Source organism: Ruegeria sp. N7 (assembly GCF_056531345.1).
Window position 1 is genome coordinate 64,700 of the sequence record NZ_JBQFLR010000007.1, and the last position, 21,182, is coordinate 85,881.

General features: G+C 57.0%; 24 protein-coding genes. 7 read left to right on the plus strand and 17 right to left on the minus strand.

Translation table 11 applies throughout. The features are described from left to right. Positions 1–26 precede the first annotated feature (26 nt). The 9 genes from ACR0ES_RS10495 to ACR0ES_RS10535 are packed head-to-tail and all read right to left on the minus strand — an operon-like array spanning position 27 to position 4,565. Entirely contained in the window at positions 27–527 is a 501-nt protein-coding gene (locus ACR0ES_RS10495; RefSeq protein WP_480483917.1) for a flagellar basal body-associated protein FliL, read from the minus strand. A 9-nt stretch (positions 528–536) separates the two neighbouring features. Continuing rightward, positions 537–1,268 (minus strand): flagellar basal body L-ring protein FlgH, encoded by a 732-nt coding sequence (gene flgH / locus ACR0ES_RS10500; protein WP_480483916.1) that lies wholly within the window; start codon positions 1,266–1,268, stop codon positions 537–539. Next, complete coding sequence (flgA, locus tag ACR0ES_RS10505; RefSeq protein ID WP_480483964.1) at positions 1,268–1,684, minus strand: flagellar basal body P-ring formation chaperone FlgA; 417 nt, start codon at positions 1,682–1,684, stop codon at positions 1,268–1,270. The genes flgH and flgA overlap by 1 nt, the downstream gene beginning before the upstream one ends. After that, positions 1,684–2,469 carry a flagellar basal-body rod protein FlgG gene (gene flgG / locus ACR0ES_RS10510; protein ID WP_480483915.1) on the minus strand — a complete coding sequence of 262 codons (786 nt, stop codon included), beginning with the start codon at positions 2,467–2,469 and terminating at the stop codon, positions 1,684–1,686. The genes flgA and flgG overlap by 1 nt, the downstream gene beginning before the upstream one ends. Positions 2,470–2,490: 21 nt before the next feature. Further along, positions 2,491–3,201 (minus strand): flagellar hook-basal body complex protein, encoded by a 711-nt coding sequence (locus ACR0ES_RS10515; protein ID WP_480870572.1) that lies wholly within the window; start codon positions 3,199–3,201, stop codon positions 2,491–2,493. Further along, positions 3,201–3,473, minus strand: a complete 273-nt coding sequence (locus ACR0ES_RS10520) for a flagellar biosynthetic protein FliQ (RefSeq protein ID WP_480488141.1) — start codon at positions 3,471–3,473, stop codon at positions 3,201–3,203. Before ACR0ES_RS10520 ends, ACR0ES_RS10515 begins: the two co-directional genes overlap by 1 nt. A 4-nt stretch (positions 3,474–3,477) precedes the next feature. Then, the gene (gene fliE / locus ACR0ES_RS10525; RefSeq protein ID WP_480773976.1) at positions 3,478–3,768 is read right to left on the minus strand and encodes a flagellar hook-basal body complex protein FliE; all 291 of its coding nucleotides are present in this window, start codon (positions 3,766–3,768) and stop codon (positions 3,478–3,480) included. 11 nt (positions 3,769–3,779) lie between these two features. After that, entirely contained in the window at positions 3,780–4,166 is a 387-nt protein-coding gene (flgC, locus tag ACR0ES_RS10530; protein ID WP_480520033.1) for a flagellar basal body rod protein FlgC, read from the minus strand. 12 nt (positions 4,167–4,178) lie between these two features. After that, positions 4,179–4,565 carry a FlgB family protein gene (locus ACR0ES_RS10535; protein ID WP_480587263.1) on the minus strand — a complete coding sequence of 129 codons (387 nt, stop codon included), beginning with the start codon at positions 4,563–4,565 and terminating at the stop codon, positions 4,179–4,181. 87 nt (positions 4,566–4,652) lie between these two features. Here ACR0ES_RS10535 and ACR0ES_RS10540 point away from each other — a divergent pair, with 87 nt between their 5' ends. The 6 genes from ACR0ES_RS10540 (at position 4,653) to ACR0ES_RS10565 (ending at position 11,906) form a co-directional block, all read left to right on the plus strand. Beyond that, entirely contained in the window at positions 4,653–5,990 is a 1,338-nt protein-coding gene (locus ACR0ES_RS10540) for a FliI/YscN family ATPase (RefSeq protein ID WP_480773975.1), read from the plus strand. An 88-nt stretch (positions 5,991–6,078) separates the two neighbouring features. After that, positions 6,079–6,933 (plus strand): flagellar motor protein MotB, encoded by an 855-nt coding sequence (locus ACR0ES_RS10545; protein WP_480773974.1) that lies wholly within the window; start codon positions 6,079–6,081, stop codon positions 6,931–6,933. Positions 6,934–7,024: 91 nt separating this feature from the next. Beyond that, positions 7,025–8,320 (plus strand): flagellar hook protein FlgE, encoded by a 1,296-nt coding sequence (locus tag ACR0ES_RS10550; protein ID WP_267366907.1) that lies wholly within the window; start codon positions 7,025–7,027, stop codon positions 8,318–8,320. A gap of 33 nt (positions 8,321–8,353) precedes the next feature. Continuing rightward, positions 8,354–9,805 (plus strand): flagellar hook-associated protein FlgK, encoded by a 1,452-nt coding sequence (flgK, locus tag ACR0ES_RS10555; protein ID WP_480870574.1) that lies wholly within the window; start codon positions 8,354–8,356, stop codon positions 9,803–9,805. 2 nt (positions 9,806–9,807) lie between these two features. Beyond that, positions 9,808–10,815, plus strand: a complete 1,008-nt coding sequence (locus ACR0ES_RS10560) for a flagellin (RefSeq protein WP_480483906.1) — start codon at positions 9,808–9,810, stop codon at positions 10,813–10,815. Next, on the plus strand, positions 10,812–11,906 hold the full coding sequence (locus ACR0ES_RS10565) for a flagellar basal body P-ring protein FlgI (protein WP_480483905.1): 1,095 nt from the start codon (positions 10,812–10,814) through the stop codon (positions 11,904–11,906). The genes ACR0ES_RS10560 and ACR0ES_RS10565 overlap by 4 nt, the downstream gene beginning before the upstream one ends. A gap of 53 nt (positions 11,907–11,959) precedes the next feature. Here the strand turns inward: ACR0ES_RS10565 and ACR0ES_RS10570 are convergent, their stop codons facing one another. Genes ACR0ES_RS10570 through ACR0ES_RS10605 form a run of 8 tightly spaced genes read right to left on the minus strand, consistent with a single transcriptional unit; the run spans position 11,960 to position 19,274 of the window. Then, the gene (locus ACR0ES_RS10570) at positions 11,960–12,604 is read right to left on the minus strand and encodes a DUF1523 family protein (RefSeq protein WP_480488151.1); all 645 of its coding nucleotides are present in this window, start codon (positions 12,602–12,604) and stop codon (positions 11,960–11,962) included. A gap of 10 nt (positions 12,605–12,614) precedes the next feature. Further along, positions 12,615–12,881 (minus strand): hypothetical protein, encoded by a 267-nt coding sequence (locus tag ACR0ES_RS10575; protein WP_480488153.1) that lies wholly within the window; start codon positions 12,879–12,881, stop codon positions 12,615–12,617. 1 nt (position 12,882) lies between these two features. Beyond that, positions 12,883–14,220, minus strand: a complete 1,338-nt coding sequence (locus ACR0ES_RS10580) for a DUF6638 family protein (RefSeq protein WP_480870577.1) — start codon at positions 14,218–14,220, stop codon at positions 12,883–12,885. Next, on the minus strand, positions 14,217–14,675 hold the full coding sequence (locus ACR0ES_RS10585) for a hypothetical protein (RefSeq protein ID WP_480488156.1): 459 nt from the start codon (positions 14,673–14,675) through the stop codon (positions 14,217–14,219). Before ACR0ES_RS10585 ends, ACR0ES_RS10580 begins: the two co-directional genes overlap by 4 nt. Continuing rightward, positions 14,672–16,603, minus strand: coding sequence for an AAA family ATPase (locus tag ACR0ES_RS10590; protein ID WP_480870580.1), 1,932 nt, complete (start codon positions 16,601–16,603; stop codon positions 14,672–14,674). Before ACR0ES_RS10590 ends, ACR0ES_RS10585 begins: the two co-directional genes overlap by 4 nt. Before the next feature lie 55 nt (positions 16,604–16,658). After that, positions 16,659–17,780, minus strand: a complete 1,122-nt coding sequence (locus tag ACR0ES_RS10595) for a hypothetical protein (protein WP_480870583.1) — start codon at positions 17,778–17,780, stop codon at positions 16,659–16,661. Then, positions 17,770–18,192 (minus strand): hypothetical protein, encoded by a 423-nt coding sequence (locus ACR0ES_RS10600; protein WP_480483899.1) that lies wholly within the window; start codon positions 18,190–18,192, stop codon positions 17,770–17,772. The genes ACR0ES_RS10595 and ACR0ES_RS10600 overlap by 11 nt, the downstream gene beginning before the upstream one ends. Before the next feature lie 2 nt (positions 18,193–18,194). Next, positions 18,195–19,274, minus strand: a complete 1,080-nt coding sequence (locus ACR0ES_RS10605) for a hypothetical protein (RefSeq protein ID WP_480483898.1) — start codon at positions 19,272–19,274, stop codon at positions 18,195–18,197. A 286-nt stretch (positions 19,275–19,560) separates the two neighbouring features. Here ACR0ES_RS10605 and ACR0ES_RS10610 point away from each other — a divergent pair, with 286 nt between their 5' ends. Further along, positions 19,561–21,036: an NAD-dependent succinate-semialdehyde dehydrogenase gene (locus ACR0ES_RS10610; protein WP_480483897.1), complete on the plus strand. Its 1,476-nt coding sequence runs from the start codon at positions 19,561–19,563 to the stop codon at positions 21,034–21,036. Positions 21,037–21,182: the final 146 nt, after the last annotated feature.

Here is a 21,182-nt window from a genome sequence, read left to right on the forward strand (position 1 = left end):
GGATCCGTGCCGTGAAGCGACCTTCGTCAGGTATCTTGACGGTTCACGCTCATGATCAGCACTTTTGAAACATCTTCACCCAGCTCTTTTTTCGCCACTTCCAACAAGGACTTACGCAAGACATCCAGATTCCGGGATTCTGTGAACGTCCCATCAAATCCCCCGGTATTTGCGTGATCAAACAGAACCTGAAGAAAGCCATCCCGCAACTTGGGCTCAATGGAATAAAAAGTTTCTTCAATTGCTGTGTTCGCCTCAAGGCTGAGGGACAAAGTGACCATCGCTTCGATTTCGTCATCCCCAACCACCGGAACGACAAAATGCTTGGTCAACTTTAGATACCCATAGGCTGGCTTTTTTTCCTTGGACTTTTCAGACTTCTCGTGACCGGCCTTCTCTTCTTTTGCCACTTCTTTTTCGGCGGCTGTTTTGTCGGGCTTGCCCGAAGGTGACAGAAACAGCCCGGCACCGACACCCGCACCCAGGCCGACAATCAGGAGAACGACTGGAACCAGTTTTGCAATCACGGTCGCACCTCAGAATGGCAAGAGTGAATCAAGAACTTGCTGGCCGTATCGGGGTTGCTGGACATCCGTAATCTGACCTCTTCCACCATAAGACACCCGCGCAGAGGCGATCTTGTCGTAGGTAACTTCGTTTTGACGCGAGATATCCTGAGGGCGGACATACCCGGCCACCAAAAGCTCGCGCAGTTCAAAATTGACCCGCAACTCCTGCGAGCCGGAAATCGAAAGAACCCCGTTCGGCAGAACATCCAAAACCGTCGCGGCGACACGCAGGGTTAGTTTCTCGTTTCGCCTCACAGATCCCCGCCCGGAACTTGTGGAATCCGCTTCGATGGACACGGCTTCATCCAGCGATGCCCCGTCAGGTAAGTGTTTTTGCACGCGCTGGGGCAAACCAAAGAGGCCAGGAACCTCAAGGTTTTCCGAGCCTGATCTGGACCGTCTGGTGTTGTTTGATATCTCAGCTTTTTCATCCAACTCGATGACTACAGTCAGAATGTCACCTTTCTTGATCGCCCGCTGATCGCCCAGCAAGGATTGCTGCCCTCCGCTCCAAAGAGATGAGCGGTCAACGGTGCGTTGTGGTTGCGTGTGCAAAGGCAGACCCGGCCACAGCATGGCAACCTGCTCGGGAGATTCTTCGTTTGGTGTAAAACTCGGGGGCTTGCCAAGATGATCCAGACGACCACACGCGGCCAAAGACAAAGCTATGAGAAGGAGAGTTTTCGACAGTCCGGTCATTACTTAACCTCGACTTGGCCATCCGCGCGGATTTGGCCGGTTACAGTTGTTCTGGACGACAGGTTCATGACCCGGATGCGATCCCCAGCAGCGCCACGCCCCAAGGCGCGGCCTTCCGCGGTTATCGACAAGGCTTGGCGGTCGAATATCAGGACGACCAGATCGTTGCGGTCAACGATGGCGGGGGGGCCTACATCAACTTCTCGGACCGGCCTGCCGGGATACAGTGCCACCCGCGCCTCTTGCCCGATCAGAAAATCAGGGTCAGTCACCGCACCTAGGACATCCGTCGGGCTTGTTTTCAAGTCAGTTGCAGAAATGATTTCTTTGGCCCGGATCGTGCGGGTTGGAACCACAATGTCAGCCTGTGCTGTGATTGGAGCCAGTAGTGCCAAACATATGCCGATCCCTCGCATCATCGCACCTGCGTTGTCGCGCTCATCATTTGATCCACAGCCGAGATGACTTTGGCATTCATCTCATAGCCGCGCTGCGCCTCGATAAGTTCGGTTACCTCGCGCACTGCGTCGACCGAGCTGTCTTCCAGATAACCCTGCCGCAATGTGCCCAGCCCATCACTTCCCGGAGTTCCCAGCACCGGGGCACCCGACGCCTCGGTCTCCTTGAACAGATTGCTGCCAATGGCTTCCAGCCCCTTGGCGTTCGAAAAGCTGGCAAGGACAAACTCACCCAGCAACTGCCCCTCGGGAGAGTCGTCGAAATAAGCATAGACCTCACCCGCGGCATTGATCGAAATTGACCGTGCGTCGTCGGGAACGGTGAGTTCCGGCGAAACCGCATAACCATCGGAGGTTACAATCAGACCCTCTGCCGACCGCTTGAGGCTGCCGTCACGCGTATACGCGGACTGACCGCTGGGCAGCGTGACTTCCAGATATCCGCGCCCCTCAATCGCCACGTCCAGATCACTGCCGGTGGCTGACAAAGCACCTTGTTCCAGTTGCACGGTAACAGCTGCGGGCCGCACACCCAGACCAAGTTGAATACCCGTCGGCAATACTGTTCCGTCCGAGGCGTTTACGGTTCCGGCGCGCGCCATCTGTTGATAATGCAAATCGGCAAATTCGGCCCGACGGGCATTGTAGCCGGTGGTGTTCATGTTTGCCAGGTTGTTCGAAATCGTTTCGACCCGCATCTGTTGCGCGGTCATTCCGGTGGCGGCAATTTTCAGGGCTCGCATGTCAAACTCTCCTTTTACCGTTCAGCGCATCAGCGCCTTGAGCGCCCCGCGCACGCGTTCGTCTTCGCTGTCAAGAAAGCTTTGTCCCAGCTCATAGGCGCGCTGGATTTCCACCAAGCGGGTCACCTGCTGAATGGCATTGACGTTTGAACCTTCGAGAAAGCGATGCAAAACAACGGGTTCATCAACCGGGTTTATCGCACCATTGGCACGAAACCGCGTATTTCCTTCGCGGATCAGCTCCTGCGGATCAGCGACATTGAAAACGCCCAACTGGCCCAGAAATTGGCCGTTGACACTCAACGTCCCATCACTGCCGACATCAATCGTAGCTGCATCGGGTGGGATAAAGACCGGGGCACCGTTGGCATCCAGAACACGCGCACCATCCATCGCAACCAGATCGCCTTCGGCATTTGTCGAGAAGCTGCCCGCACGCGTCAGCCGGTTGCCATCCGGGGTTTCAACCATGAAAAACCCGTCCCCTTCGATGGCGAAATCAAACTGCCCTCCGGTTTTCGTAAGCACACCTTGTTGCAACGATGTGTTGCGCGCCTCGGCCCGGCTCATGGAGAGGGACGGATTGTTCGGAATGTCGCGCACGTATTCCGAAAACACCAGCCCCTGCTGTCGATATCCGGTCGTGTTTGCGTTTGCGATGTTATTCGCCACCAGCCGCATTTCATTCATCAGCCCGGACTGGCGGGACAGGGTGACGTAAGCCGTGTCCATCAGCGGCCTCCTGCAATCAAGGGAACAAGCGTTCCGGTAAAAAACGTAACAAGGGTCTGAGTCATGAACCCCATCGAAATCCAGAACACGATGACAATGGCGATCAATTTGGGAACGAAGGTCAGGGTCATCTCTTGTATCGAGGTCAGCGCCTGGAACAGACCGACAATCAGGCCAGAAACCAGAGCAACGGCAAGGATCGGGACGGATGTAATGACCGCAACCCACAACGCCTGACGAACGATGTCATAGAAAAGCCCTTCGCTGAGCATCGGGTCAGACCGGCATTCTTAGGATTTCCTGATAGGCTTCGACCACTTTGTTGCGGACGATCACTGCGGTTTCTACCGCAAGTTCGGTCTGGGCCAGCGCCTGAACAAGTGCATGGGGATCAGCCTGACCGACCATCGCAGACTGAGATATCTGTTCGCTGTGTCTCAGCGTGGCTGCAAAGTCCTGAAAGGTCGCTCTCAATCCTTGTGCCGCCCCGCCATGATCGGGATCGGCCTGTGTGGCAGAGCGTGCGCCGGCATAATTCTGCGCGGCGTTCAGTGATCGGATATCCATTCTGGCTGTCCTTATTTTCTGAGCAATTCCATCAGCGACGACGACATCTGCCGCGTCTGATCAAACATCTTTAGGTTGGCCTCATAACTGCGCTGGGCTTCCCGCGCGTCCGCGATTTCAATCATCAAATCGACGTTTGAGCCCTGGTAGTGACCACTTTCATCTGCCAACGGATGACCGGGGTCGTAGATGCGGCTCAGCGAACGCTGGTCAAGCGTCACACGGCCAGCCTGCACCATGTCCCCACCGTTTTTCTGCACGGTTTCAAACGGTACGGTTTTGCGTCGATAGCCGGGCGTGTCCGCGTTCGAGATGTTTTCGGACACATGCCGCAACCGCGCGGATTGCGCGCGCAAAGCACTGGCTGACGCAGCAAGGGAATGGGAAAAATCGCTCATACCTGTCGCCCCTTATCCGCGACCCAAACTGGTGCGCAGAATGTCCATTGAGGATTTGTAGATCGCCAGCGCTCGATCATGCTGTCGTTTGACCTCGACCGATTTAAGCATCTCTTCCTCAAGCGACACACCATTGCCATTGGGATCACCTGATGGGACAGCTTCAACCTCAGCCCAGTTTTGCGCACCCATACGGCCGTGCAGATGGCCCGGCCGCGTGGCGTCCATGGTCACGTCATGCCCGGTGGTTTCGAAAGCTTTCTGAAAGGCCTCGATATCGCGCGGCTGATAGCCCGGCGTATCGGCATTCGCCATGTTGCGTGCAATGACCGCCTGCCGTTGCCCGGCATGGGTTGCCATTGCGTACGCTGTCTTAAAGACGTTCAGGTCATAGAACATCGGGGCTTCTCCCTCGATCAATTTCAATCAAGGCTTAACCCTGATTCCTTTAGAAACCGTTTTCAGAACTCAGTTGGAGACTCCACGATGTCTGATCTCGACCCGGTACTTCTGAAACACGAACTCGACAGGATGACCGCAGTCCGTCACGTGGGGCTGGTCACCGGCGTCGCGCAGGGTCTGATCGAAATCGGTGGTTTGAACACGCATGCCCGGGTCGGGGATTTGCTGACATTGCGGCGGCGCGTCGGGTCCGATCTTGCGGGCGAGGTGCATCATGTCGGTTCTGGCCATATCAAAATGCTCCCCAATGCGGCCCCCGATGGGGTCAGCCTGGGGGATCGCGTCTACCTTGACCCATCACCGGATTTTGCACCGGGATTGCACTGGCTTGGACGGGTAATCGACCCCTTTGGCAGGCCCTTGGATGGAAAACCGCTGCTGAGCGGATCGCAGACGCGCGATATCATGCAGGCCCCTCCACCAGCCGTGGCACGCAAACCAATGGGGCAGAGGATGGCCACCGGCTTGTCGGTTCTCAACACTGTGTTGCCCGTCGTACGCGGGCAGCGAGTGGGGTTGTTTGCCGGGTCGGGTGTCGGTAAATCGACCCTGCTTTCCACACTGGCCCGGTCCATGCAGTCCGATGTCGTCGTAGTCGCTCTGATTGGCGAGCGCGGACGCGAGGTGAATGAATTTGTCGCGCAGGCCATTGGCCCCGAAGCCATGAAACGCACAATCGTGGTCGCCGCCACCTCTGACCAGTCGGCATTGGCGCGCAGGCGGTGTGCCTGGTCGGCCATGTCGACAGCCGAGTATCTGCGGGATCTGGGTTTGAACGTTCTTTTTCTGGCTGATTCCGTGACCCGCTTCGCCGAGGCGCATCGTGAAATCGCTGTTTCTATGGGGGAATCCCCGTCTTTGCGGGGATATCCACCCTCTGTCACCCCCCTGATCGCCAGTCTTTGCGAACGCGCAGGTCCCGGAACGCAGGAACAGGGGGATATTACCGCGGTATTCAGCGTTTTGGTGGCCGGCTCGGACATGGATGAACCCATCGCTGACATTCTGCGCGGCGTTTTGGACGGGCACATTGTACTCAGCCGCGACATCGCCGAACGGGGGCGTTTCCCGGCCATTGACGTCAGCAGATCTGTGTCGCGGAGCCTGCCGGGAGCCGCATCCGAGGCCGAGAACCAGATGATCACAGAAACCCGAAAACTCGTGGGCAGTTACGAGCAGTCAGAAGTGATGATCAAGGCCGGGCTATACGCCGAAGGGTCTGATCCGCTGCTGGATCAGGCCGTTCGCGTTCACGAGGAATTGGACGCCTTTTTTGCCAAACCGGAAGCTGAGGGAATCGAAAACAGCTTTAACCGCTTGTCATTGATACTGCGTCGTGCATCGATCAGCTTGCCACGCTAGGCAGAATTCCAAACAGTTTTAAGTATTAAGGCCACCTTAAGACCTGCGCTGCTAGGCAAAAAGTCGGGTGATAATATAGGTGGTGGAGATGGGTGCGCAGACCAATGCGGCGCCAATCATCATCAAGAAGAAGCGTGTGTCGGGTGGTGATGGTCACCACGGCGGTGCGTGGAAAGTTGCATATGCCGACTTTGTCACGGCCATGATGGCCTTCTTCATGTTGATGTGGCTGCTGAACGCGACAACTGAACAGCAACGCAAAGGGTTGGCGGATTACTTCGCCCCGACAATCCCCCTGAGCCCCGAATCCGGCGGCGGAGACGGTGCTTTTGGCGGCGACAGCATGTTGTCGGAAAAGACATTGCTGCGGGATGGTGCCGGGGCCAGCACCAAACACGCAACTGAATCCCGTCAGGCACGCGGGTCAACCGGTTTGGATGCCATCGGTGGTGGCAAAGGTGACACCGAAGACTTCTCGACGCTTGAAGCTCAGCTTTTGGGGCGAACCGGTGAAAGCGAGGTGTCGGACAAGCTTCTTAGGCATATCGTGACACGCGTCACCGACGAAGGATTCGTTGTTGAGCTATTCGATACGGACACCCAGCCACTGTTCGACCCCGGTTCAGGGAAACCAACCGGGATCTTGCGGGCGCTTGCTTTGATCATAGCGCGTTCTTCGGATCTCGTGACCAACCCGATTGCTGTCACAGGCCATGTCAGCGCATCTCCTGTTGTGCAGGTTCGCAATACCGCCTGGGAACTGTCCACTGCCCGGGCGCAATCAGTCCGCCAGCTGTTACAGGACAAAGGCGTAGCGGCAAGCCGGATGGATCGCGTCACAGGTCATGCTGACCGAAAACTCTTCACCGACAATCCGATGGCGGTTCGGAACAACAGAATCGAAGTGATATTTCTGCGGCGACCCTATCTGCGGCGACCCTAAAGGATAGAACGCATTTTACCTGTTAGCGCGCTGTTAAGGGGCAGCGCGTTACCTGTTGCATCGAAGCTTGACGCAACAGAAGGGCGCGCCAATGACAATTTCCTCTTCGCTGAATGCCGGTGTGGCGGCGTTGAAGGCCAACGCCAACAGGTTGGCAACGATTTCCGACAACATCGCAAACTCTTCGACCTACGGATACAAACGAGTGGAAACTGACTTTCATTCGATGGTCACGTCTGGCCAGGGTGGCAGTTACTCGGCAGGGGGCGTGCGCACGACCAGCCAGCGCATGATTGATCAGCGCGGATCACTGGTGACCACCAGCAACTCTACCGATCTTGCAGTGCGCGGACGCGGCATGTTGCCGGTACGATCCAGCTCGCAGGTCGGCGCAAATTCGAACGAGATGTTGCTGACGACCACGGGTTCCTTCCGGACCAACGACGAAGGATATCTGGTGACCGAATCCGGCCTTGTTCTTTTGGGATGGCGTGCTGCGGCAGACGGGTCCATCCCGCCCGTTCCACGCGACACGCCCGCCGCGCTTGAACCAATTCAGTTGAGCGTCAACCAGTTGTCCGGTGCCCCGACGACAAAGATGAACCTGCGTATGAACCTTCCCGCAACAGCAACAGATGCGGGTGCGCCGGGCGACACACAGCCTTTATCGGTCGAGTATTTCGACAATCTTGGGAAATCCGAAAGTATTGATATTCAGCTGATCCCGACCGTTCCCGCAACTGGCAGCAGCAATGAATGGACCATGGTTCTGCGCGATTCAGCATCCGGTGGCGCGATTATCGGGGAATACACTTTGACCTTTACCGATAATCGAACGGCTGGTGGTACGCTGGCCAGCGTCACTCCTGTATCCGGTGGCGCTTACGATCCGGTAACCGGCAGTGTCATGGTCAATGTCGCTGGCGGCCCGATGGAGGTCAATATCGGACTGATCGGCGATTCCGATGGCATTACTCAGCTGTCCGACACCTTCGCGCCAGTTTCAATCACGCGGGATGGCTCTGCCGTTGGTACGATGACCAGCGTTCAGGTCGATGAAAGTGGCTATGTCTATGCATTCTACGATACCGGCGTCAGCCGCCGAATGTTCCAGATCCCGCTGGCCGATGTTCCTAACCCCAATGGCCTGACGGCACTGGACAGTCAAACCTACGCGCCATCCCGCGAAAGCGGCACGTTCTTTCTGTGGAACGCGGGCGAAGGCCCAACCGGTGATATCGTTTCCTTCGCACGCGAAGAATCCACCACGGATGTGGCAACCGAGCTGACATCCCTGATCCAGACACAACGCGCCTATTCATCCAGCGCCACGGTGATCCAGACGGTGGACGAGATGCTTCAGGAAACGACCAACCTGAAGCGCTGATCTAGGCACTGACCAAAGGAAAGGAGCGGCCTCATGAATATGTCGACGGCACTCAATAACGCATTGGGCGGGCTGACAGCGGCCAGTCGCGGGGCCGCTGTAGTGTCGGGGAATATCGCGAATGCCCTGACACCGGGCTATGCGCGCAGGTCCCTTGAACTGGCGACAAGCCCCATATCTGGCAATGGCGTGCGTACGGTTGGAGTGATCCGGCATCAGGACCCGGTTCTGACGGCCAACAGACGGTCGTCAGACGCCGAGCTTGCCTTTCAATCCGCCATTTCGGATTTCCGTTCACGGTTCGAAAACTTTGTCGGAACAGCAGACGGCACGCCATCCCTTGCCAGCCGTATGTCTGCCTTGGAAAACAGCTTCATCACCGCAGCCAGTCTCCCCGACTCGATCGAAAGGCTTGATCAAGTGGCGCGCGCGGCGCGCGATCTTACGGCAGAGCTTAACGCGGCTTCTGAGGGTGTGCGACAGGCACGCTCGGACGCGGACCGCAAGATAGGCGATCAGATCGAAAGCCTGAACCTGGTTCTGAAAGACATCGAAGTTCTGAACGCAAAGATTCCGGCCATTCAAAATTCCGGCGGCGATATCGGGGCCTTGCTGGATCAACGGCAAGTCCTGATCGATCAGGTCAATACTTTGATCCCGGTCAACGTTGTGCCACGTGCCAACGATCAGGTATCGCTCTATTCAGACGGCGGGTTGATACTTCTTGAAGGTAAGGCGTCCGAGTTCACCTTTTCCACGACCGGTGAGACGAAACCCCACATGACGGTTGCAAATGGTCTCCTGTCCGGATTGGCTATGAACGGCAACCCGGTACGCACCAGCGGGGACACTGCGCAAATCCGTGGCGGCGCGTTGATGGCCCAGTTTTCAATTCGCGATGAATTGGCGGTTGAGGCGCAGCTGCAGCTTGATACCGTTGCCCGCGATCTTATCGAACGATTTGAAACGCCGGGCTTGGATCCCACGGCACTTGCGACAGATCCCGGTCTGTTCACAGACAACGGAAATCGGTTCGACCCGACAACCTTTGTCGGGCTGTCATCGCGCATTTCGATGAATTCGGTTGCGGACCCCGACAACGGCGGGAACAGCTGGAAGCTCCGCGCCGGGCTGGGTGCCGCAACGCCGGGCGATCCCGGACAAGCGTCGCAACTGCGTGCTTTCGGTGCCATTCTGAATGATGCGCGCACCGTACCTGGCGGGCTGTTTGGCACTGGAAACATGCGCGCCGCCGAGTTGACCGAGGCGCTTATGTCGAAAGCCGGGGCGCAATCCCACGCTGCAGAGCAGCGGAAGGTTTTTGCCAGCAACAGCCAACAACAAATGTCACAGATTGAGGCCGAACAAGGCGTCGATACGGATCAGGAATTACAGCGCCTCATGCAGATCGAACAGACATACGCAGCAAACGCGCGTGTCATTTCGGTCGTCGATGAGCTTATGGAAACGCTTCTGAGGTTATGAGCATGAACTTGACTGCTATCGGCGATCTGGCGCGCGGTATGACCCTTCGCACCCGCGCCACTGAAATCAAAACACAGATTGAAACTCTCTCTTACGAGATGTCCACCGGCAAAGTGCAGGACATATCCGGCCGACTTGGCGGAGATTACTCTCAGATCCTGGACCTGGACCGTTCGCTTGCCAGACTCGACGCCTTTGGCATCGCCACAGCCGAAGCGGCCCTGTTCACGGATGCCATGCAGTTGAGCCTGAAGACATTTGGAGATTCGGTTGGCGAAATAACCGCGTCTCTGTTGGCCTACGGAACGGCCAATCAGCCGGTAAATCATGCGCAGGCGTCAGATCATGCCAGGAATGAGCTCGACACGATGGTATCGGCGCTCAACACGCGAGTTGGTGGGCGCAGTCTGTTTTCGGGTACAGCCACGGATGTCTCGCCACTGCCCTCGACTGACACGCTGTTGGCTGCGTTGAAGACACAACTGACGGGGGCTGTGACCGTCGCCGACATACGCTTGGCTGCCGACACATGGTTCAATAGCCCTGCCGGGTTTGACGCCATGATTTATCAGGGTGCGAGCACCACACTCTCTCCTATGCAGATCTCGGAAAATGAAAGCGTTACGCTGCCACTCACGGCAACCGACCCGGCATTCAAGGCGGCCCTAAGGGATGTTGCAACAGCGGCATTAGCCACCGACAATACGTTGGCTCTTTCTTCCGACCAGCGCACCGCCCTGTTCACCCAGCTGGGCGTCGATCTGGCCAACGCACAGGATGCCACAGTAAACTTGCGGGCCCAGGTCGGCAGCGCCGAGGGCCGCATCGAACAGGCCGCCACGCGAAATTCGATGGCCCGAACCAGTCTGGAATTCAGCAGGAACGAGCTGATCGCAGCAGATCCTTATGAAACAGCGGCGAAATTGCAAACGGTGCAGTTTCAGTTGGAAAGCCTCTATTCGGTAACCGTTCGCAATGCGAACCTTTCGCTGGTGAATTTCCTGAGATGAGGGCGCTGATACTTCTCCTGATCCTTGTTCCCGGTATAGCCTGGGCGGGGGCAATCCGCCTCAAGGACCTTGTCGATTTCGACGGTGTACGGGGTAATGATCTTGTGGGTTATGGCCTGGTTGTCGGTTTGAACGGAACCGGCGACGGATTGCGCAACTCTCCTTTCACCGAAGAGATCATGTCCAACATCTTGGAGCGTTTGGGTGTCAACGTAACGGGCGAGGATTTCCGGCCCAAGAATGTGGCAGCGGTTTTGGTGACAGCCAGTCTGCCGCCTTTCGCCAGAGTCGGCGGCCAAATTGATGTAACGGTTTCGGCGATAGGCGATTCAAACAGTCTGTTGGGTGGGACACTGGTTATGACCCCACTAAACGCAGCAGACGGGCAAATCTATGCGGTTGCACAAGGCACAATCCTTGCAGGTGGCGTTTCCGCTGAAGGAGAGGCTGCGTCGGTCGTGCGTGGGGTGCCAACCTCGGGTGTAATCCCGTCCGGCGCGCGTGTTGAGCGTGAAATTGAGTTCGACTTGTCAACTTTAACCCAAATGCGCCTTGCGTTGAGAGAACCCGATTTCACCACGGCCGCGCGTATCGAATTCGCCATAAACACCGAGTTCAACAGAGCTGTAGCAATCATGCGCGATTCAGGCACGGTTGAACTCAACATTGCTGCAACTCAGGCAGTGTCGACGGCCCATGCCATTGGGCGTATCGAGAATATTCTGGTCGAGCCGGAAGCAAAGGCGCGTGTGGTGGTCGATCAGCGCTCTGGCACCATCGTAATGGGGCAGGAAGTCCGGATATCGCGTGTGGCTGTCTCTCAGGGTAATCTGACCCTGACAGTTCAGGAAGCACCGATTGCCGTGCAACCCAATCCGTTTGCCAGGGGCGAAACAGTGGTCGTTCCGCGCACTATTGCAGGGATCGAAGAGGAAGAAGGAACCGGCCTTGCCGAAATCCCCGAAGCTACGACCCTGTCCGAGGTTGTCGCAGGTCTAAATGCGCTGGGGGTATCGCCCCAGGATATGATCGATATCTTGAAAACCATCAAAGCGGCGGGCGCCTTGCACGCAGAATTTGTTGTCAGGTAGCCGATATCTTTGGTCCAACGGGTGTGCCACAAACACGCCCGTGACGTTAAGGCCTATTTCGATTTCCAGCTGTCCAGCCAGCGCTGAAATCTGTTTCGGCGTTCTTCAATCGCGTCACCGGCCGCATAAAAGCCGTCTTCCACATTCTCGATCATCGGATCAATTCGGGCCTTTCGGAACCTGCGCCAGCGCACCCAAACCGCCCAGACCAGCGCGGCGAAAATTGTCAGGAAAATGATGTTGAACCAGGGAATGACCTGCACATCCGGCCCTTCCACATGTTTGATGAAAATGGCGTTGGGAAAGATCGACATGAACTCGTTTCGCCATCCGTAATGGGTCACGACCACCCATTTCGGGTTTTCCTTGGTCGATTTCGCATCATTGGCTTCGGTGTAAAGGTTCGCCGTGTCGAACTTGAAGTAGGGTGGCCACCCCCACCCGGTGTCTTCGTTTCGGTACACGATCGGCTTGCCATTTTCGCGCACGGCCTGAATGAATTGCACATCCCGGTTGGACAGGCTGGTGGATTGGTCTTCGGGTTCGGACCAGAAAATCCGTGTCCAGTCGTTCAGATCCTGCCGCTCTTCGTAGGTGTTTACGATACGCACAACATCATGTTGCGGCAGCGAGTATTGCAGGACCGCCGCGATCGTTCCCCAGAAGATGATGATGAACGCCCATTTCACATAGGCCATGCCTAAACCCTCACATGTAATTCACGATGTAGATCAGCGCGCCAATCGCCACCCATGGCACAATATAGACACCCAGGATCAGTTTGCGCCGGAACGAATTGTCATACACATGCAATCCGCGTTCGACAAAAGCGTCCTTGTTGCCCGTCTTGCCCTTCTCATCCCACCAGCTTTCCAGTTTGCGACGGCGTATCCCGCGCGAGTAGAAAGACAGCGCGGCATAGGCGATCGTCTGGATCACCAACAAGATCAGCAAAAGGCGCAATAACCCGAACATTTCAGCCTTTCCTTACCGAACCCCACGGACCGACCCGCGCGATTATGTCATCGCTGACCCGGTCTTCGCCGCTCATATCCGGCTCATGGCCGAACAGCGCGGCACGGGCCCCTTGCTTGTCCACCTGATACTCGCGCGCGAGGAAGTCGGCAACATAGGCTTTCTTGCTCTCGGGCCATCTGGAATAGGTGCTATAGAACAGCTCTTTGTGGCAAATGAACATCTGGCGCGGGTCCAGCGGGGCCAGTTCGGCCAGCAGCATGTTCACCAGATCACGGTTCGGCGTGTCAGCGGCGCGCAAAGTGTAGAAATAAGCCGGATGATCCGACGTGATACGCGGCCACGGCCCCCCGTCGCTTGCCCAGCGCAACAGTTGCGCAAGGCCGTGATAGGCTTCGGGCAAGCCATCCGAGTGAGTGCGCGCCAACCGCCGCATATCGCTTCGGTCCAGCCCGGTCAGGTCGACATCCGCATCCGCCGCCGCATCGACAGTCAGGAAATCCATCTTCTGCTGCAGGATTGCGGCAGCGTCTACACCGCGCGCCTTGACGATGGGTTCGACCAGATCATTGTAATCCAGAAACTTGGCAATCTGGTTCCGCTGCAACGGGTCAAAAACGTATTTGATCGGCAAATCGTCAGGCCTGTCACCCATACAGATCGCCGCCGGGTGATCCAGGTCCGGGAACAGGTATAGCCCGCCAAAATGCGCCGTCCAGAAGTTGCGTTGCTCAAAATCCGTGTGACGCAGATGGACGGGGTTGCGCGTAACGTCGCCGGTCTCCTTGGCGGTCTCGATCATCCTGGCGATCAGCACATCGTCGAACCAGGCGTCCTCGGCGGTTTTGAACTGTTCGACCATGCCCGCCAGCTGCTGCGCCTTACGCAAGGTGCCGCCTGCGGTGTCGGCCTCAATCTCGATCTTGCGCAGATTGAACAGATCGTGGGGACTGCTGAGTTTGAAGACCGAGTTCACCAACTCTCCGGCCACGGCATCGGTGGCGGTCAGGGCAAACAGCTGCGCCTCGTTCATCTCGATGAACTCGCGCAGGATATCGCGCGAGGTCGAGAATTTGACGTTCAGCAAAGGCGCGCGTTTCTGCTCGGTCGTCAGCAGGATGAACTGTCGGTTGACCCCATTGGGGTTGAGGTAGAGCGGGTCGTCCAGCTCAATCCCCACTTCCGGCGAATAGCCCGAGATATCGACATGGAAATCCCTCAGCGCCGTGGTCTTGCCCGCCAGATGCTGCAGCGCGCGGTTATACCGCTCGACTAAGGCCGGGCTGGAGATGTGGACGAGGTTGCCGAACATCAGGCCTTTTTCGATAAGGCGGATCATTGGCGCTCTTTCTGTTGGGTAATCGTTTCTTCGATGTTCCAGAGAAATTCTTCCTGTTGAGCCATTCGGACCAAATTATGTTTCGAAAACATGTCACTATTGCCGGAACGTCGACGGCTGATCGAAAGCGTTGCCAGACAAAACAAGAGACTCAAGACCAGTATTGCCCACACTCCAACAATTCCGGACATAATAGAAACAAGAACAATGAATATGGAAACTGCCCACATGCTTAGAAAGTAGTCTAAGCTCTCTACACCTCCCGTCAAAACGATTGATACCACTACTGGGACAAAAGGGATGATTGTGAAAAACAAAGCCACAGTAATCAATACTGCGCGAAGCCTAAGTCGATTTAGTTTTTCTGAACCTGTTTTTCCTGTCCACCAGCCAACAAGGCAGGACACCACCATGCTGGAAACGACGAACATAAAAACTTCCAGACCGCCGGTCACACCTTCCCCTCCAGATACCGCCGCTTGGCCTCTTCCATCCGGCCCATCTCGCGGACGGCGTTTTCGATTGCGACCTCATCGCTCTTGTCGGCATAGCGGAACTCGCTGTCGGCGTAGCGGTTGATTTCCTGCATAACCATCTCGACCGTGATCGGCTGGCGCAGATCCTCGATCATGGCCTTCTTGGTGTCGTAGTCGCGGAACAGGAACAGGTCGGGGTTCTCCATCCATTCGTCGGGCAGTTCGAAATCCATCGCGCGGACCTTGACCGCGTCGGTGATGTTCTTGATCGCGCGGCCGGTGAACCGCTCATCCGCCTGCTGGATCGCCTTGAGGTATGTGCCCAGCTTGGCGATCGTGTCCATTTCGCCGATCTTGCCAGACACCCGGTCATAGACCTGCAGCAAAGCGTCCTCATGCGGGCGGGAATGGCTTTCGAAACTGGCGGCGACGGCCTTTTTGATTTCCTGCGCGGCATAGGCCTCGTGTTCGCCCAGCGGAATGTCGTGGTTGCGGCCCATCAACAGGTGCAGGATGTCGATGTAATCCTCGCGCGTCTGCGGCCCATCGACCAGGAACCGCGCGCCCGCCCGCTGGCGCAGGGCGTCGTCCACATTCTCAGGGTAGTTCGAGAACATACCAAAGGTGCAGTTGCCGCGCACGACGGTGTTGGCACCGGCAAAGCTCTCCATCAGTACGGCGGTGATCTCCAACTGCCCGGCTGACGACTGCCGGTCACCGCGCTTACCCGCCAGCTGGTCGATATCGTCGATGGTGCCAAAGCCGATGACCGAGGGGTCGATGATCGTGTTGATAAACGCCTTGGCGTTCTGGCCGGATTTGCCCTGATAGCTGTCGATATTGTCGGTGCTCAGGTTCTGATAGCGGAACGGATAGCCTGCGTTCTGGCAATACTCGTTGATCAGCCCGGCCATCATCTGGATCAGCGTGGTCTTACCGGTGCCCGGCTTTCCGTCACCCATGAAGGTAAAGATGAACCCGCCAAGTTCCGCAAACGGGTTCAGGCGGCGGTCGAAATCATAGGCCATCACCATCTTGGCCAGCTTCATCGCCTGATATTTGGCGATATGGTTGCCGACCACTTCGTTCGGCTTCTTGAACGTCATGGTCAAGGTGGTGGATTTGGCCTTGGAGGCCGGCTCGAACCCCCGGATCGTCAGATCGTCGGCCTCGATATGCCAGGCTGCGTTCTGGAACGGGGCCAGGTAACCTGCGGACCCTGCGCGCAGGGCTGACTTCTCCATCAGTTGCTCGGCATAGGCACTGGTGGCGGCGATCAGGTGGGCATCGTCCGAGGCGTATTTGGCCAGCGTCTGGTCCAGTTCCCACAACGCGCCGTGCAGGGCAAGTTGGCCGTTGTCTGTCAGGACCTCTTCGATCTCACCAATATCAACCGTGGTCTCACCCAGATGCGAGGACAACAGATAGGCCAGCGCATTGCCGAACGTGTGCATCGTGATCAGCGCTTCGGCTGTCAGAACCGCCGAAAACTCGGTCTTCCGCGCGGCGGGCAGATCCCCGGCAAGGTTTGCGCGTTTCAGATCCGCAAGCGGGGTCTGTTCCGCATAAGTGTCGGCCACGGCCAAAGCGATTGCGATGGCGCGGCGGATCGCCTGTTGTGCAGTTGCCTGCGGCGGCGAAACCAAGGCGTCACCATCGTCCGAGGCTTCGATCCTCTCAACCAGATGCACCCCGTCTGCGCGCACGGTCCGGCGTGTCACCAACCCCGGTGTCGTCGAGCGAAACCGCCGACCAGTCGAAACACCTGGTGAGCGTTCAACGGTAGATTCCACGGCTTTGGCGATCCGCGGCGCGTGTTCGAACCCGTTCAGCAAAGCGGTCGCTGCCGGATAATGCTTGCGAATGTCGTCTTCGCGCAATTCCATCTGATCTGACGTCAAACTCATCTAACAAACCGCCCTTGCTTCATCTTTTCAAAAATACTCTCGCCGAAGGCGAAAATTAGTACCTCAATACCTGCCCGGCATTGCTGACGACGAACTTGCGCACATCTGCAAACCCCGGCGGGTTACGTTCGGCCAGCACCTGAAACGGGCGCTGTGGCAGGATGATCGAGCGTTGGGTGCGGGTGGCGCCGGTTTCGGCCCCCTGCCCGCCGAAAGGATCCAGCGCAAAGACCTCGCGCTCGACAGTTGAAAACCAGCCCGCGCGCTCCTCGATGACCTCTTCGCTGTGCAGCTCTTCGGTTGTCCAGGCCAGCGCCCAATCCTGCCCTTGCGGAGATTGCGCATCCTCCAACACCTGCCGCAAAGGGCCGGATTGTTCGGTATAGGCCGAGGAATACATCGGCCCCACATGGATTCGACGAAGGTGTTTGGGATGCAGGTCATCGAAATCTTGATCAAAGCCCTTGGCGATGGTCACCAATTTCAGACCGCCCAGCGATTGCGCCATCAGATGTGCCTGCACCTCGGGCCAGCGGCGTTGATCCTTGGGCAGGGCGGATTTGCCTGTGTCCTCCAGCTGCATCAGATATATGACGGGCAGGTTGACCTGACTGTCATAGACCGCCCAGTGGATCATGAACTTGCGCCGCTCGCCCTCATTCCCGATCCAGTGGCATTCGGGATCGTTCCGGGCCCAGAACAGCTGACCTTTTAGCAACTCTTCGTAATAGAGCCTTTGCGACAGCGCGAATTGCAGCTTGGTGGGGATTTCCCGGTCCCCAATGATCGTGCGGACCATGTCGGTTTTCAGGTCATCTTCCGAGGGCATATTCGCCAGATGCACCTGTGCCTGCTGCGCGTCATTGGCCATGGTCAGCAACTCAGCCGCCACCGGAAACCCGCTGTCGCGCTTGTCCATGGCGAGGCTGCCAAAGAACCGCCCCGTATCGCGCCCAACCAGAAGGTATTTCATGCTAAGCGCGCGAAAGGTGTAGAGCAGCCCCGAGAGGTAGCGCGAGATGATCCGCACCTCTTGCTTGCTGATCGCACCCTCCGCCTCCATCGTCGCCGCCACGCGCAGGAGGTGAACAGTGATCACCTCGAACTTGCGGAAATAGCGGCGCGAGGCGAACGTGTCGGTCAGGCCAACATGGTCTTTGTTGGGGTCAGCTACCAATTGCTTTCTCCCACAGTCTAAGAAAGTCCGCAGACGCTACCTGGCGCTGTTTGCGAACAGAACCAAGCAAATCCGCTGGAGAGAAATGGTGAGCGCGCTGCCAGATAATTCCACATTTCTGAATTATGCCAACATAAGCAGGGCCCACAAACCTCGCTACTTGCCAAACGAGAAACGCCAAAGAAATTGGCGACAGCAATATTAGTGAAATTCCCATGGCAGTTTCGTTGCCACCGGTAATCCAAAACGTAACCGCAAAGCTAATGGCAAATGCCACCATCAAAGGTAGCGCAAAGAGAAAGTACCACCCCCCGATATATGCCATCGCAAGCACTGCACCGAAGATACCATTAACCCAACGAAGGGGCGACCAACCAAACTGCTCTGACCGGCTTTTTTTCAATCGGCCCAAGCTCAACCCCCATACAAATTCTTATCATGCTTCTCGACAATCGAGGCAAACCGGCGGGCAAAGCGTTCATCCGCCTTGGCCTTTTTCTCAAGCACGTCGCGGGCAAACACCATGTGGTCCTCGTGCGCCTCAAGCATGTCGGCCATTTTCTGGTTGGTCGCGGTGCCGATGGCGGCCATCGCCGTCTGCGCCTCTTGATCCGTCTGCACACCGATCTCGTTGATGCGGTGGGCCACGTCCTGCTGCTGCGCGGTTTTCAGCGATTTGGTCAGGGCGTCATACAGCACCACGCGCTGCTGCGTGTCCGTCTGCAGCTTGTTGATCAGCACCATCTGCGTCGCCGCCTGGTTCTGGAGTGAATCGACCCAAGTCTTACCCTTTTCGATATAACGCTCCAGCGTCTGAGACTTGGCCAACTTGACCTGCTCTTCCTGAACCTTGGCGTTGTATTGCTTGTTCAGCTCGGCCAGCTGAGTTTCCAGCTGGGTGCGCGCGGCGGCGTCCTGTTCGACACTGATCTTGTTTTCCAGCGTGATAATCGCCGGGTCCATGCCCTGGATCTCGGCCCGCAGTGCTTCCAGTTCGGCCACGGTTGCCTCGCGATCGTCCAGCGTGCCTGTCAGGTTATCCTCGACCTTTACGCGTTGCTCTTCCAGCACAGTCAGCTGCCCTTGTAACAGCTTCACGATCACATCGGATTTGGCGATCAGGTCCTGCAATTTGTCGTCGATATTGGCCGTTCGCATCCGCTCTTGCCGGAGCGACTCGGATTTTCCCTTGGAAAAGATGCCGACAAACGACTCCCACCCGGTTTTCGAGCGCATCTCGTCGAAATCCTTGGAAAACGCGTTGGTAACATCGTCCAGACCCATGATCAGCTCGGCGATGTTGGCGTTCATCACCTCGGTGTGGGCGTGAACATCCTCAAGCGTGGCATTTTCGATGTCGATATCGGCCTCGGCCGTTCCAATCTTGGCCCGCGCCGCTTCGATCCGCGAGGTCAGCCCCTCAATCTGCGACTGGCTTTCGCGCACTTTCGCTTGCGTTTCTTTGATAAGCGCTTCGAATTGCTGGTTCGACATCTCTGCTGTCCTTTTTTTCTTTAATTACCCAATAAGATAGGGAATGTTACGGTCATTTACATCCCCTTGAGTCCAAAAATCACGCAAACTCTGGCAAACTTGGGGTGGAAAGGAAAGCCACGTGATCGCAACCTGACGTAGAACTCAACGCTGCGACTATGCTGCAACGATTGGGTCTGAAAATAATTTGATCAAATCTGGGCTGATCGACCCGCATCGGTGGACATAGACAAAGCCCTCAACACCTGATTGGGTGCGGCAACTCAACTTCTGCGCGGAGAATGACATGCTGGACGCAACGACCGATCTGAAATCAATTCTGAAGAATCCTGACTTGCTTGTAACCAAAGCCTATATCGGTGGTCAGTGGGTGGATGGTGACAACGGAACTTTCGACGTGACCAACCCGGCCCGGGGCGATGTGGTGGCCAAAGTGGCCGATGTCAGCCGAGCGCAAGTCGCCGGAGCAATTGCACAGGCCGAAGCCGCGCAAAAGGAATGGGCCAAGTTGACCGGCAAGGAACGAGCGGTGATCCTGCGGCGCTGGTTCGACCTGATGATGGAGAACGCCGAAGATCTGGGCAAGATCCTGACCGCGGAGCAGGGCAAACCACTGGCTGAGGCCATCGGCGAAGTCGGCTATGGTGCCTCCTTCATCGAATTTTTCGGGGAAGAGGCCAAGCGCGTGTATGGCGAGACCATCCCGGGGCATCAGCGCGACAAACGGATCATGGTGCTGAAACAGCCCATTGGTGTAGCGGCCTCGATCACACCCTGGAACTTTCCCAACGCCATGATCACTCGCAAAGCAGGACCTGCGCTGGCGGCGGGGTGTGCTTTTGTTGCCCGCCCGGCGGCAGAAACGCCACTTTCCGCGCTGGTTCTGGCGCGTCTGGCGGAACAAGCCGGCGTGCCAGCTGGCGTGTTCAACGTAGTGCCTTCTTCCCAGGCCAGCGAGATCGGCAAGGAGTTTTGCGAAAACCCCGGTGTACGCAAGCTGACCTTTACCGGCTCGACCGAGGTGGGGCGCATCCTGCTGCGGCAAGCTGCTGATCAGGTCATGAAATGTTCGATGGAACTGGGCGGCAATGCACCCTTTATCGTGTTTGATGACGCGGATCTGGATGCTGCGGTCGAAGGCGCGATGCTGTGCAAATTCCGCAATAACGGCCAGACCTGTGTCTGTGCCAACCGCATCTATGTACAGGCCGGTGTTTACGACGCGTTCGCTGCCAAACTGAAAGCGGCGGTCGAAGCCCTGAAAATCGGCGACGGTCTGGCCGAGGGCACCACAACCGGTCCGCTGATCAATGCCGATGCGGTCGCCAAGGTGGAAGAGCATATCAAGGATGTTACGGACAAGGGCGGCGCCGTTCTGACCGGCGGCTTGCCTCACGATCTGGGCGGTACGTTCTTTCAGCCGACCATCGTGACCGGAGTGACTCAGGACATGATGGTGGCGCAGGACGAAACCTTTGGCCCGCTGGCCCCGCTGTTCAAGTTCGAGGATGAAGATGACGTGATCGCAATGGCGAATGACACAATCTTTGGCCTGGCCTCGTATTTCTATGCAAAAGATCTGAGCCGCGTCTACAAAGTGGCCGAAGCGCTGGAATATGGCATTGTCGGCGTGAACACCGGCATCATCTCGACCGAGTTGGGCCCGTTCGGCGGCGTCAAGCAATCCGGTCTGGGTCGCGAAGGCAGCCACCACGGCATGGAAGACTATCTTGAGATGAAATACGTCTGCATGTCGGTCTGATCTGGCGGCCATCGCCTTGGGGCGGTGGCCATTCTGCCCACAGGCGAAGCGTTGTTCCGGTCAAACGGGCCGGTGACGGCTGGGCAATGACCTTATTTCACCAAGCATGAATTCCCTGCGGGCAAGCTTCGTGGGGACTTTTCTAT